At 59.5% G+C, this 13,476-nt stretch carries 10 protein-coding genes and 1 tRNA gene; 3 read left to right on the top strand and 8 right to left on the bottom strand.

All coding sequences use genetic code 11. The features are described 5' to 3' along the window. Nucleotides 1-98: 98 nt before the first annotated feature. From AC1DXW_RS04200 to rpsU, 6 genes are all read right to left on the bottom strand, one after another. A complete protein-coding gene (locus AC1DXW_RS04200) occupies nucleotides 99-407 on the bottom strand; it encodes a DUF3077 domain-containing protein (protein WP_477755091.1) in 309 nt (102 codons plus the stop codon). 403 nt (nucleotides 408-810) lie between these two features. Further along, nucleotides 811-887 (bottom strand) — tRNA-Ile (locus AC1DXW_RS04195). 15 nt (nucleotides 888-902) lie between these two features. Further along, nucleotides 903-4,649, bottom strand: coding sequence for a bifunctional diguanylate cyclase/phosphodiesterase (locus AC1DXW_RS04190; protein WP_477759785.1), 3,747 nt, complete (start codon nucleotides 4,647-4,649; stop codon nucleotides 903-905). A gap of 122 nt (nucleotides 4,650-4,771) precedes the next feature. After that, on the bottom strand, nucleotides 4,772-6,619 hold the full coding sequence (gene rpoD / locus AC1DXW_RS04185) for an RNA polymerase sigma factor RpoD (RefSeq protein WP_477754896.1): 1,848 nt from the start codon (nucleotides 6,617-6,619) through the stop codon (nucleotides 4,772-4,774). 67 nt (nucleotides 6,620-6,686) lie between these two features. Next, on the bottom strand, nucleotides 6,687-8,654 hold the full coding sequence (dnaG, locus tag AC1DXW_RS04180) for a DNA primase (RefSeq protein WP_223460320.1): 1,968 nt from the start codon (nucleotides 8,652-8,654) through the stop codon (nucleotides 6,687-6,689). Between the two features lie 480 nt (nucleotides 8,655-9,134). After that, nucleotides 9,135-9,350: a 30S ribosomal protein S21 gene (rpsU, locus tag AC1DXW_RS04175; protein WP_002551877.1), complete on the bottom strand. Its 216-nt coding sequence runs from the start codon at nucleotides 9,348-9,350 to the stop codon at nucleotides 9,135-9,137. A gap of 199 nt (nucleotides 9,351-9,549) precedes the next feature. Here rpsU and tsaD point away from each other — a divergent pair, with 199 nt between their 5' ends. Beyond that, nucleotides 9,550-10,575, top strand: a complete 1,026-nt coding sequence (tsaD, locus tag AC1DXW_RS04170; protein WP_477754895.1) for a tRNA (adenosine(37)-N6)-threonylcarbamoyltransferase complex transferase subunit TsaD — start codon at nucleotides 9,550-9,552, stop codon at nucleotides 10,573-10,575. 23 nt (nucleotides 10,576-10,598) lie between these two features. Here tsaD and plsY read toward each other — a convergent pair whose 3' ends face one another. Further along, nucleotides 10,599-11,168, bottom strand: a complete 570-nt coding sequence (plsY, locus tag AC1DXW_RS04165; RefSeq protein ID WP_477754894.1) for a glycerol-3-phosphate 1-O-acyltransferase PlsY — start codon at nucleotides 11,166-11,168, stop codon at nucleotides 10,599-10,601. A gap of 74 nt (nucleotides 11,169-11,242) precedes the next feature. Here plsY and folB point away from each other — a divergent pair, with 74 nt between their 5' ends. Both folB and folK read left to right on the top strand, forming a co-directional pair. Then, complete coding sequence (gene folB / locus AC1DXW_RS04160; RefSeq protein WP_477754893.1) at nucleotides 11,243-11,599, top strand: dihydroneopterin aldolase; 357 nt, start codon at nucleotides 11,243-11,245, stop codon at nucleotides 11,597-11,599. Beyond that, a complete protein-coding gene (gene folK, locus AC1DXW_RS04155; protein ID WP_477754892.1) occupies nucleotides 11,590-12,108 on the top strand; it encodes a 2-amino-4-hydroxy-6-hydroxymethyldihydropteridine diphosphokinase in 519 nt (172 codons plus the stop codon). The genes folB and folK overlap by 10 nt, the downstream gene beginning before the upstream one ends. A gap of 121 nt (nucleotides 12,109-12,229) precedes the next feature. Here folK and AC1DXW_RS04150 read toward each other — a convergent pair whose 3' ends face one another. Then, complete coding sequence (locus tag AC1DXW_RS04150) at nucleotides 12,230-13,453, bottom strand: multifunctional CCA addition/repair protein (protein ID WP_477754891.1); 1,224 nt, start codon at nucleotides 13,451-13,453, stop codon at nucleotides 12,230-12,232. Nucleotides 13,454-13,476: the final 23 nt, after the last annotated feature.

Here is a 13,476-nt window from a genome sequence, read left to right as displayed (position 1 = left end):
CTGGAAATAACGAAAGCCCGAAGAGGCTGGCTCTATCAGTCCCCAAAAGGGAATTCTCGGTCCCTTTTTGGGAATTTTCCGGTCCTGTGAACAGTGTTCTATTGATCTGCATCCGTTCTCGATTGAACAGGCCTTCGCGTCAGCACCTTCACCACATCATCAATCACCGCTTTGCTCATCGTCGTTAGATAGTGCGCGGCCCTGGCGTGGCGGTCGGAGTCTTGGGCGTAGGCGGCGTCCACGGTGAGGGACTTGGCGAGGAACAGCAGGTCAGAGGCTTGGGCCAGAGCGTCGGCGATGGGGACGTTGCGGCAGACGTGGAACAGGGGTTGGTCCGAGAGATAGAGGAAGGGGGTGAAGCCGACGGTTTTCAGTTGTGAAGGATCGGACGAAATGGGTTTGCTCATGATGTAACTCCTTAATCCAAGGAGCGGCCACGTTCGTTTCCAAGCGAATGGGTGGCAGCTGTACGCAGGTTGGAAAACCGGGGATCAAGGAAACCGGCACGCCCGAAAGCGTCCCACGCACAGCTGCCATAACACAGTTTCGCAGTCGTAAAAAACGACTGGAGTAGTGGTAGATACTGCTGCGCTTTGATCCGACGGGTTTCCAAGCCCGATCGCTGAATGGTCAGCGACGTCCAGAGACTATCCCGTCGAAGAAAAGCGCAACAAGGCATCAAAGTGCCCAAAAGCAAGATTCGGAGTTTGCCTACAAGGTCTGCGGGCGTCATCCGATAAAGCGAGACCATAAGTAAACAAAACTAAACGTCAGACACGAAAAAGCCGCGCATTGCGCGGCTTTCTTGTTTGGTGGGCCCACACGGACTTGAACCGTGGACCAAAGGATTATGAGTCCTCTGCTCTAACCAACTGAGCTATAGGCCCTCAGTAGGCCGCGGATTATAACGACGGTTTCGCGGCTGTGCCATCTGAAAAAGCCATTACGTTTGTACGAAGAAATGTCGCGGCAAATTCGTCGGGGGGCAGGGGCAGGCTGACGATGTAGCCCTGGATTTGTTCACAGCCCTCGGCAGCGAGGAATTGCTGTTGCGCCAGTGTCTCGACCCCTTCGGCAATCACGGTGAATGGCATGCTGCGTCCGAGCGCGATGATGGCGCGTACGATCGCCGCATCGTGGGGATCGTCCGGCAGGCCGCGGACGAAGGACTGGTCGATCTTGAGGATGTCCAGTGGCAGGCGCTTGAGGTAGCTCAGGGACGAGTAACCGGTACCGAAGTCATCGATGGCCAGTTGCACGCCCAGTTTTTTGAGTTGATGCAGCACCGCCAGCGCTTCTTCGGCCTGGCTCATGATGAAGTTTTCGGTGATTTCCAGTTGCAGGAAACCGGGGTTGAGGCCGTTGTCCTTGAGCAACTGTTCGATACGGCCCAGCAGATTGGGTTGACGTAATTGGGCGCCGGCAAGGTTGACCGACAGCGGGCCGGGACTGTCGTACAGCCGGTGCCATTCGGCCATCTGCCGGCAGGCGGTTTCCAGGACCCAGTCGCCGATTTGCAGGATCATGCCGTTTTCTTCCGCCAACGGGATGAAGTGTTCCCGCGGCACGTCGCCAAAGGTCGGATGGCGCCAACGGATCAGGGCTTCGGCGCCGACCAGGCTGTAGTCCGCGAGGCTGATTTTCGGTTGGTAGCACAGGTGCAACTCGTTGCGTTCGATGGCGCGGCGCAGTTCGTGTTCCAGCGCCACGCGTTCGCTGGCCTGGGCGGTGAGGTCGCGGGTGTAGCTTTCGACGCGGTTGCGGCCCTTGGCCTTGGAGCGGTACATCGCGGCGTCGGCGTTCTTGATCAGTGTGGCAACGTCGCAGCCATCCTTCGGATAGAGGCTGGTGCCGATACTGGCGCTGATGAAAAACTCGTGTTCGCCGGCCTGGAACGGCGCGGCGAAACAATTGAGCAATTTGGTGGCGATGTGGTCGGCATCGCTGGATTGTTGCAGGCCCGGCAATAGAATGATGAATTCGTCACCACCCAGGCGCGCCACGGTGTCGATGTCACGCAACTGCTCCTTGAGACGTACGGCAATACCCTTGAGCAGCAGGTCGCCGACCGGGTGGCCGAGGCTGTCGTTGATGTGCTTGAAGCGGTCAAGGTCGAGGAACAGCACGGCGCCCTGGCCGCCGTTTTCCTGTTGGTTGTTGAGCGCCGTCAGCAGGCGGCTTTCGAACAGCGTGCGGTTCGGCAGGCCGGTCAGTGGGTCGTGGTGCGCCTGGTAGTCGAGTTTGGCCTGGGCATGTTTGAGACTGGAAATGTCGGCGAACACCGCGACAAAGTGGGTGATGAACTTGTCGCGGTTGCGCACGGCGCTGATAGTCAGCCAGCTCGGGTACAGCTCGCCATTCTTGCGCCGATTGGAAATCTCGCCCTGCCAATGACCTTCGGCGGTCAATTGATGCCACATGGCCGCGTAGAACGCGCTGTCATGCAGGCCTGAGGCGAGCAGGCGTGGCGTGTGGCCCAGGGCTTCGTTTTCGCTGTAACCGGTGATTTCGGTGAACGCACGGTTGACCGCGCTGATGTGCTGTTGGGTATCGGTGATCAACACGCCTTCGGCAGTGCTTTCGAACACAGTGGCGGCCTGTTGCAGTTTTTCCTGCATCAGGTGCCGCTCGGTGATGTCCCGGGCGATGGTCAGCATGCAGTCTTCATCGCCAATCGGCAGCGGACGGCTGGACACTTCACAGAGGCGGATCTGCCCGTCGCTGCGGCGGATATGGCAGCTGAAGTCGCGGACAAAGCCGTCGCGGTGCAGCAGGTCGAGCATTTGCTTGCGTTCATTGAGGTTGACCCAGATTCCCAGGTCCAGCGCCGAACGATCCACCGACATGGCACTGTTGAACCCGGTGATGCGGCTAAAACCATCGTTGACCTCCAGCAGCAAGCCATCACTTTGCCGAGACAGCAGCAAACCGTCGGGAGAGGCGTGGAAGGCCTTGGCGAATTTTTCTTCGGAAGTTTGCAGCTGTTGCTGGGTTTCCTTGAGCTGGGTGATGTCCCGCACTACGACCACCAGCGCCGGTGTCATGTCGAGGTTGAACGGTTCGGCAGAGATCAGGCCGGTAAACACCTGGCCGTTGCTGCGACGAAAGGGCATCTCCAGGTTGCGGATGCTGCCGGCCTGCAAGCGTTGCAACAGGCCTGGCCCAACACCGGGAATCCCCCAGATGTTCAGGTTGGTGGCGGTCTGGCCAATGACGTCCTCGGCCTTGAGGCCGATCTGTTCTTCGAACGCTTCGTTGACTTCCAGCAGGCAGCCGTCGCTCAGGCGCGCGATCACCAGCATGTCCGGGCATTGCTGGAACACGGAAGCGAATTTCTGCTCCGACAGGCGTAGCGCTTCCTCGGTGCGCTTGGCGTCGGTGATATCGATCATCAACCCGCGCAGCACCGGCTCATGCCCGTGTTCGATCAGGCTGACGATATCGCGCACCCACAGGCAGCGGCCATCGGCGGTGATCACCCGGTAATCGAGGCGGTGATCGCGCCCGGCCAGCACTTCGTGATCGCAGAAGGTCTGGGCGCGGGTCAGGTCGGCGGGGTGAATGATGTTGCGCCAGAAACCCGGAATCAGCCAATGGGACAGGGGATAACCGAGAAGGTCTTCGGCGTGGGGCGATACATAGCTGTAGGTGAAGTCGGTGACTTTTGCTTCCCAGGCGATGGCCGACAGGCTCTCCACCAGGCCGCGGTAGTGGTATTCGCTGCTGCGCAGTTCCTGTTCAAGGTTGACCCGGCGGGCGATTTCCGAGCTCAGGCGGCGGTTGATGCGGATAACCACCGCCAGCACGGTAGTCAGCAGCAGCAATCCGGGCAGGCCATACACCAGCAGGTCATTCCAGAACGTTCGATGATCGAGGACGTTGCCGACCCAATGCTCCTGAATGGCGCTGATTTCAGCGGGGCTCATGTCTGCCAGGACTTTGTCGAGAATGCCGACCAGCATCTTGTTGTCGCGGGGTACAGCCATGGCCAGTTGATAGCGATAGGGGGTTTCACCGCTGACATACAACCCATCGAGCTTGAGTTGGCGCAGTCCCCAGACGCTGGAAGCCAGATCGCCCACCACGGCGTCCACTTCGTCGGTGGCCAGCGCCTGTAGCGCCGAGCTGACGTTGGGCACCGCCACCAGGTTCAAGTCGGGATGGTGGCTGCGCAGCAGCTCGTGGGGGGCGTAGTTTTCCACCACGGCGATTTTCAGGCCGTACAAGTCTTGCAGGTTATGTGGCTGGGGGCCGCCGACATGGGCCAGGATGACAATCGGAAAATCCAGATAGGGGCGAGTGAACGACAGGTATTTCTGGCGTTCCGGGGTCGACATGATGCCCGGCAGCAGGTCCAGTTTGCCCTTTTTGGCTTGTTCCAGGACGGCGGTCCAGCTCACCGGCTCGATGGGCGTGAGCCGGGTTGCCAGCCTTTTGCGGATGACCTCGATGTAATCCGCGGCAAGGCCCTGGTAGCGGCCCCCATCGTCACGAAACTCGAAGGGCGGCCACGACGCATCGACACCCAGGCGCAATTCCGGGTGAGCCGCCAGCCAGCTACGTTCATCGTCAGTGAGAGTCAGCGCGCCAGCCGTTGCGGTCCAGGTCATCAGCGACAGCAAAAAAAACACGGTCGGCAGTCTGGGCATAACGGTCTCGTTATGGCTCGGGGGAATGTTTCGAGTGTAGACGGCTACAGGGAGGAGGGGGGAAGCAGGGAGATTTAATCTGTACAAAGCAAAACCCCCGGCCTGGGCCGGGGGTTCTGTGATCACTCGTCGAGGAAGGAGCGCAGATGCTCGCTTCTCGTCGGGTGGCGCAGCTTGCGCAGCGCCTTGGCTTCGATCTGACGAATCCGTTCACGGGTCACGTCGAACTGCTTACCAACCTCCTCGAGGGTGTGGTCGGTATTCATGTCGATACCGAAGCGCATGCGCAGAACCTTGGCTTCACGGGCAGTGAGGCCGGACAGGACTTCGCGAGTCGCTTCTTTAAGGCTCTCAACAGTGGCGACATCGATTGGCGACTGCATGGTCGAGTCTTCGATGAAGTCACCCAGATGAGAATCTTCGTCATCACCGATCGGGGTTTCCATGGAGATCGGCTCTTTAGCGATCTTCAATACCTTGCGGATCTTGTCCTCAGGCATTTCCATGCGTTCGCCCAGCTCTTCCGGGGTCGGTTCGCGACCCATTTCCTGCAGCATCTGCCGGGAAATACGGTTGAGCTTGTTGATCGTCTCGATCATGTGCACCGGAATACGGATGGTGCGGGCCTGGTCGGCGATCGAGCGAGTGATCGCCTGACGGATCCACCAGGTGGCATAAGTCGAGAACTTGTAGCCGCGACGGTATTCGAACTTGTCTACTGCTTTCATCAAGCCGATGTTGCCTTCCTGGATCAGATCGAGGAATTGCAGGCCGCGGTTGGTGTACTTCTTGGCGATGGAGATCACCAGACGCAAGTTGGCTTCAACCATCTCTTTCTTCGCGCGGCGGGCCTTGGCCTCACCGATCGACATGCGACGGTTGATGTCCTTGATCTCGGCGATGGTCAAACCGGTTTCGGTTTCCAGCGCGGTCAGCTTCTGCTGGCAACGGATGATATCCGGCTGCAGACGACCAATGGCTTCAGCGTATTTGCCTTTGCCTTTGGCCAGGGCGTCACTCCAGCTTTCGTCGACTTCGTTGCCCGGGAACTGGCGCAGGAAGTCGGCACGCGGCATGCGTGCATCACGAACGCAGAGCTGCATGATTGCGCGCTCTTGCTGACGCAGGCGATCCAGGGCACTGCGAACACGCTCGACCAGGCCTTCGAATTGCTTCGGCACCAATTTGATCGGCATGAACAGCTCGGCCAGGGCCAACAGCTCGGCAATTGCTGCCTTGTTGTTGCGACCGTGCTTTTTCAGCGCCTTGCGGGTGATTTCCATCTGATCGGCAACAGCGCCAAAGCGCTGTGCAGCGATGACCGGATCCGGACCGCTTTCGGCTTCTTCCTCGTCATCCGAGGCTTCACCGTCTTCGTCGTCGGAATCGTCATCCGCCTTGACAGCTTTCGCGTCAATTGGCGGCGGCACTTCTGCTGCAGGCGGCGCGATGCCGTCGTCCGGGTCGATATAACCGCTCAGGACGTCGGACAGGCGGCCACCTTCGGTGGTGACGCGGGTGTACTCGGAGAGAATATGATCAACCGTGCCAGGGAAGTGCGCGATTGCGCTCATCACCTCACGGATGCCCTCTTCAATACGCTTGGCGATTTCGATTTCGCCTTCACGTGTGAGGAGCTCCACCGTACCCATTTCGCGCATGTACATGCGCACCGGGTCGGTAGTGCGACCAATGTCGGTCTCGACCGCAGCCAACGCTGCAGCGGCCTCTTCGGCTGCGGCTTCGTCGGTATCGGCGTCGGCCAGCATAAGGGAATCCTTATCTGGCGCAACCTCGAACACGTTGATCCCCATGTCGTTGATCATGCGGATGATGTCTTCCACCTGTTCCGGATCTGAAATATCCTCCGGCAGGTGGTCGTTGACCTCCGCGTAAGTCAGGTAGCCCTGCTCACGACCAAGTGTGATCAACTCTTTGATACGAGACTGCTGTTGCGCTTTTCCGGACATAACACCCTATCCACTGAAGGTCTTGGCGGGCAAAAAACAAGCCGAGGATTATACCTGAGCTATGACCTCACGCGCCAGTTGAGGTCGGGTTTGTTGCGGAAACATTGCGACTCAAGAGATCGCGCAGTTGATTTTTCTCTTCGCTGGTCAATTCGCTTTGACGCGCTTTTCGCAGAAGTTGTTCCAGGTTTCGCTCGCGTTGGCGGGCTGACAAGCTAGTAATGGTGTCGAAAAACTGTTGTTCAAGGTTATCTCCGTCAATCAGCCATTCCTTTTCGGCCAGCGCCCTGAGCAAACGGCCTTGTTCTGTGCCGTGCCAACGCGCAATCAGTTGAATTGAGTTTAGCTTGGGATTCTTCTGCACGGCTTCGAGCAGCGCCACCAGCAATTGTGTGTTGGTGTGATCTTCGGCGGCGAAGTGCCCGGCATCCTCGACTTTTTCCGCCAGTTGCGGGTGATGCAGCAACGTGCGCAAGGCGGCGAGGGTTGGCGGTTCTACGGCGGCGGGCACCCGTGGCGCGCGGGGTTGATCGCGATCACCGCCTCGCTTGCCATTCTTGTCCCATGGTTTCTTGTCCCATTTCTTGCCTCCTGCACCGGGCTTCTTCGGCGTCCATTCTTGCTGCGGCACATACATTTCCTGTGCCTGCGGCTGATGATAGTCGCTGTAATCGGGCATTGCGTCGTAATCGATGCCCGGGTCGTAGGCCGGCGGTGCTTCTTGCGGGGCGCTTTGTGCCAGCTGGCTCACCGCTTCGCCGCTAAGGCCGGTGATTTCGCTCAGGCGCTGACGCATCAAGGTGCGCAGGTTGGCACCGGGGACTTTGTCGATCAGTGGCGCGGCGAGGGTGGCCATGTGGGCCTTGCCCTCGAGCGAGCGCGGGTCGGCTTCTTCCGTCAGCTGCTGGAAGAAATAATCGGCCAGAGGCTGCGCGTGCTGGTTGATCCGTGCGCGGAAGGCATCGGTGCCTTCGGAGCGGACCAGGGTGTCCGGGTCTTCGCCTTCGGGCAGGAACAGAAAGCGTGCGCGACGACCGTCCTGCAGGCTCGAAAGTGTCGCCTCCAGCGCCCGCCATGCCGCATTGCGGCCGGCCTGATCGCCGTCGAAGCAGAACAGCACGCTGGGCACGACGCGAAACAGCCGCTTGAGGTGTTCCTCGCTAGTAGCGGTGCCCAGGGTCGCAACGGCATTGCGCAGGCCTTGCTGGGCCAGGGCTATGACGTCCATGTAGCCCTCGACGACGATGATCTCGTCGAGGTTGCGGTTGGTCTTGCGCGCTTCGTACAGGCCGTAGAGTTCCTGGCCTTTATGGAAAACAGGGGTTTCCGGGGAGTTCAGGTACTTCGGCTTGTCGTCGCCCAATACCCGGCCGCCGAAGGCGATGACGCGCCCGCGACTGTCGCGGATCGGAAACATCACGCGGTCGCGGAAGCGGTCGTAACGTTTACCGCTTTCGGCGTTTTCGATCAGCAGGCCGGCATCGATCATGGCTTTTTGTTGCAGGGTATCGCTGCTCAAGTGCTTGAACAGGTTGTCCCAGCCGGGTGGAGCAAAGCCGAGGCCGAAGTCCCGGGCGATTTCGCCGGTCAGCCCGCGACCTTTCAGGTAATCCACGGCGGCCTTGCGCGATGGATGACTTTTCAGGGCCTGGCGATAAAAGTCGGCAGCGGCGCTGAGTAGTGGATACAGCGGCGAATCGGTCGGCTGTCGCGGTTTGTGCGGGCGGCCGCTTTCTTCGCGGGGGATTTCCATGCCGGCGGCTTTGGCCAGCTCTTCGACGGCCTGGACGAAATCCAGGTTGTCGTGGTCCATGATGAAGCCGAGGGCGTTGCCGCCAGCGCCGCAACCGAAGCAGTAATAGAACTGCTTGTCGGGGCTGACGCTGAACGATGGAGTCTTTTCCTTGTGGAACGGGCAGCAGGCGGTGTGGTTCTTGCCGGCCTTTTTCAATTGCAGGCGCGAGCTGACCACATCGACGATGTCGGTGCGGTTCAGAAGGTCGTCAATGAAGCTCTGGGGAATTAACCCGGCCATGGCGTTCTCGTCATCTGCGCTGAAAGGAACCCGAAACGTGCGGCGATCGAACGCGGTCATTGTTTGAGGCGCGCAAAGTGTGCGGCTCGACCAGTGTCGTCTGCGTAATCGCTGTCGGGAAGTGTATCTGCCGAAAATCCACTGACGTTAATGCTAATCAGTATTCGACTGTTTGAATGTGTTGCGCTGAATCCGCTGTGGCCAATCATAGGCCCCGGATAGCTCATCATCTGGCACGCAAGCAGGTGCCTTGGGCTGATCGTCGTGAGAGGAATCAGTGGGTGTGCTCGTCAGTAGCCTTGAAAGGCTCGTCAGAAAAGACGTGCACCGCTGGCAAAAGAGCCAGGTCTGACGCGGTGAAGCAGATTTGTCTCGGTCGCGTCTGCGGCTTTGACAGTGAAGCATCAAGCGTTTTACGCAAATGCCATAAGCCCGGCTGAGGGCCGGGCTTGGCAGAAGCTTGCTACGATCGTCTGTGTATTAGTACAGACGAACGGCGCGGCGCTGTTCGCGCTGAACTTTCTTGGCGTGACGCTTAACAGCGGCTGCTGCTTTGCGCTTACGCTCAGAAGTTGGCTTCTCGTAAAATTCGCGGCTACGAACTTCAGCCAGTACACCGGCTTTTTCGCAGGAGCGCTTGAAACGACGCAGAGCTACGTCGAAGGGTTCGTTCTCTTTTACTTTGACGGCTGGCATCCAGAGCTACCTTCATTCATTACCGGGGTCAACATCCTCGCGGCAAAAGAGCACTTGAAGACGTCGGTTTTTAAGGGTTGCGGATGTTAACCCCTCAACGCTCGGAATGCAAAGCCTCTGATCGAAAACCGCTGGTCGGGGCATCACGCGACGACTATTATGCGCGCCTTCGAATTCAGCCTAAACAAGGCGCAAACCCATGCTAGTACTGGGATTAGAAACCTCCTGCGACGAAACCGGTGTCGCATTATATGACAGTGAGCGCGGCCTGCTGGCCGACGCATTGTTCAGTCAGATCGACCTGCACCGCGCCTATGGTGGCGTGGTGCCGGAGCTGGCTTCGCGCGATCACGTCAAACGCATGCTGCCCTTGATTCGTCAGGTGCTGGCTGAGGCCGACTGCGTGCCGACCGAGATCGATGCGATCGCCTACACCGCGGGTCCTGGCCTGGTCGGTGCCTTGTTGGTAGGGGCTTCTTGCGCTCAGGCGCTGGCCTTTGCCTGGGGCATTCCGGCTCTTGGCGTGCATCACATGGAAGGCCATTTGCTGGCGCCGATGCTGGAGCCGCAACCTCCGGAGTTTCCGTTCGTCGCTTTGTTGGTGTCGGGTGGTCATACGCAACTGGTTCAGGTCGACGGAATTGGTCAGTACACGCTCTTGGGCGAGACCCTGGATGACGCCGCTGGCGAGGCCTTCGACAAGACGGCCAAGATGATGGGCCTCAATTATCCCGGCGGACCGGAGATCGCTCGCCTTGCAGAACTGGGTGTTGCAGGACGTTTCGTCTTCCCGCGTCCAATGTGCGACCGCCCGGGCCTGGATTTCAGCTTCAGTGGCTTGAAAACCTTCGCACTGAATACCTGGCAACAGTGCGTCAGCGCCGGGGACGACAGCGAACAAACCCGTTGCGACATCGCGCTGGCATTCCAGCAGGCCGTGGTGGAGACTTTGACCATCAAGTGCAAGCGTGCCCTGAAGGCCGCCGGCATGAAGCGCCTGGTGATTGCAGGGGGCGTCAGTGCCAACAAGGCGTTGCGCACTTCCCTGGAGAAAATGCTCGGCGACATGAAGGGTGATGTGTTTTATGCCCGTCCGCAGTTTTGCACCGATAACGGCGCGATGATCGCCTTTGCTGGCTGCCAGCGCTTGCAGGCCGGTCAGCAGGAAAGCCTGGCGATCAGCGTGCAGGCACGCTGGCCGATGGAGCAGTTGTCCGCATTGTGATGAGCGGCGCTCATGTCCGGCTGCTAGAAATGCCGTTCGCGCCCGGCAAACAGGTCGCGTAGATTGCCGCGATGACGCCAGACGATCAGCCCGGTGAGCGCGCTCATGGGCAGCAGGGCGGCCGGTTCTTGCCAGGCCAGCAACGGCAGGCTCAGCGGTGTGGCGATGAGGGCGGCCAGGGAGCTGGTGCGGGTCAGGTAGAACGTCAAGAGCCAGGCGCAGACCGCCAGAAGGGCAGCGGGCGGGTACAATCCCAGCAACATGCCCGCAGCGGTGGCGACACCCTTGCCGCCGCGAAAGCGGAAGTACAACGGAAACAGATGGCCGATGACGGCATAGACGCCGATCCAGGCTTGTTCCTGCTGCGAAAGGCCCGCAAGGCGCGCAATCAGTACCGGCAGCAGGCCTTTGCAAAGGTCGCCGAGCAGGGTCAGGATGGCGAGTTTCTTGCCGGCCAGGCGCAACATGTTGGTGGCACCGGCATTGCCCGAGCCACTCATTCGCGGATCGGGGTTGCCGGTCAGGCGGCTGAGCAAAATGGCAAAGGACAGAGAGCCGAGCAGGTAGGCGAGGATCGCCAATAACCAAAACATGCTAACTATTCCGGGCGAGGAAGCCCTGATTCTAACGGCGCATTGCGCCCTTGTCGTGTAGCGGAGAGAAGTGCTTGGACAGAGTGTTTATCGAGGGCCTGGAAGTCGACACGGTGATTGGTGCCTACGATTGGGAACGAGGCATCCGACAGTGCTTGCGTCTTGACCTGAGCTTCGCCTGGGATAATCGCCCGGCCGCAGCCGGTGATGACCTGACCCTGGCGCTCGACTACGCCAGTGTTTCTTCGCGCATCCAGGCGTTTGCCGAGCAGGCGCAATTCCAGCTGGTGGAAACCTTTGCCGAGCGCCTGGTTGAAGTGCTGATGAGCGAATTCAAGATCACCTGGATGCGCATCAAGCTGACCAAGCCAGGTGCGATTCCTGCCGCCACCGGCGGCGTGGGCGTGGAGATCGAGCGCGGATGTCGCTGACTCAGGTGTACCTCGGGCTCGGTAGCAATATCGAGCGTGAAGCCCATTTGCGGGCGGGGCTCGATGCATTGGCGACATTCCTTGTCGATATCCGCTGTTCGGCGGTGTTCGAAAGCCAGCCGGTGGGCATCAAGAGCGGGCCGTTCTTCAATTTCGTGGTGTCGGCGTATACCGATCTGCCGCTGATGGAGCTTGATCGTCGACTGAAGTTCATCGAGGCGGATAACGGTCGTTACGCACCGGATCGCCGAGGTTTGCCGCTGGATATCGACGTGTTGTTGTTCGGTGATCTGGTGGGCAACTTCGATGGACTGATCTTGCCGCGGGCAGAAATTCTGAAAAATGCGTTCGTTCTGTGGCCGTTGTCGTTGATAGCGCCGGATCGCGTGCACCCGGGCGCAGGCAAGAGCTTTGCGACCTTGTGGGCTGAAGCGCAGATTGATCAGGTGTTGGCGCCAGTGGCTTTCGAATGGCGTGGTGAGCAGCTGACACCCTCTGATTTACTGTAAAGCAAAAAGATCGCAGCCTTCGGCAGCTCCTACAAAGCAAAAAGATCGCAGCCTTCGGCAGCTCCTACATGGATTGATGCGTCCTGTAGGAGCTGCCGAAGGCTGCGATCTTTTATCCTGGTCAGGTTTTTTCTTTGTAAGCCTTCAGTGCCTTTAGCCGCTCGCGCTTGATCGCCTCCCCCAGCTCTGGTCCCTTGAAGCCTTGCTCCAGCAATGGCTGAACCGCCACGCTGCGAGCAGCGGTTGCCGCGCCGCGCAAATAATCCGCCTGTGGATAACTTCTTTCTTCCAGCCCTTTGCGCCCCCGCGCATCCATCTCGCATGCCGCGATGAACTCCTCGAACCGCTGTGGCCGACGGTAAATGTCGAAGCTTTGCAGCAATTCCAGCAATGTCGATGGCTTCAGCTCAAGGGCGCGATGCCCGTGGGTGTGATACTCGCCCACCAGCAGCGCCAGTTCCTGGCAGTCTCTCGGCACCTTGAAGCGTTCGTTGATCGCTTTGATCAGCTTCAGGCCTTTGCACTCGTGGGCAATGTGTCGCGGCCATTCTTTCTCTGGCGTCAGGCCTTTGCCCAGGTCATGCAGCAGGGAGGCCCAGCGCACGGTCAGCGGCTGTTTGTACAACGCCGCTTGCTGCAACACGCTCAGGGTATGCGCGCCTGTATCGATTTCCGGGTGATGGGCCGGGGGTTGTGGTACGCCGAACAGCGCGTCGACCTCGGGCATCAGTACCTTGAGTGCGCCGCATGCGCGCAAAACCTCAACAAACACTTGTGGCTGATCTTCCATCAGGGCGCGGGAAATTTCCTTCCAGCTGCGCTCCGGGGTCAGCGCCTCAAGCTCGCCTGATTCGCTGAGTTGGCGCATCAGCGCCAGGGTTTCCGGGGCGACGGTAAAACCCAGCGTCGCGTAGCGCGCCGCGAAGCGGGCAACACGCAGGACCCGGAGCGGATCTTCGGCAAATGCCGGGGAAACGTGGCGAAGCAGGCGTGCTTCGAGATCGCGCTGGCCGTGGTACGGGTCGGTCAGGTTCTGCTGATCGTCTTCAGCCATGGCATTGATGGTCAGGTCGCGACGGATCAGGTCTTCTTCGAGGGTGACTTCAGGGCTGGCGTGAAAAGTGAACCCGCCGTATCCGCGCCCGCTTTTGCGCTCGGTGCGGGCGAGGGCGTATTCCTCACCGCTTTTGGGATGAAGGAACACCGGGAAATCCGCGCCCACCGGGCGAAAGCCCTTGGCGAGCATCTCTTCGGTCGTCGCGCCGACCACGACCCAGTCGATATCGGTAACCGGTTTGCCCAGCAGGCGATCGCGTACCGCACCACCGACTTTATAAATCCGCATAAAAAACCTCCGTTAGCTCGACA

The sequence above is a fragment of the Pseudomonas sp. P4_C4 genome, assembly GCF_056402055.1.
The sequence above is the reverse complement of the archived record's forward strand: the minus strand, read 5'-3'. Positions and strand labels throughout refer to the sequence as shown.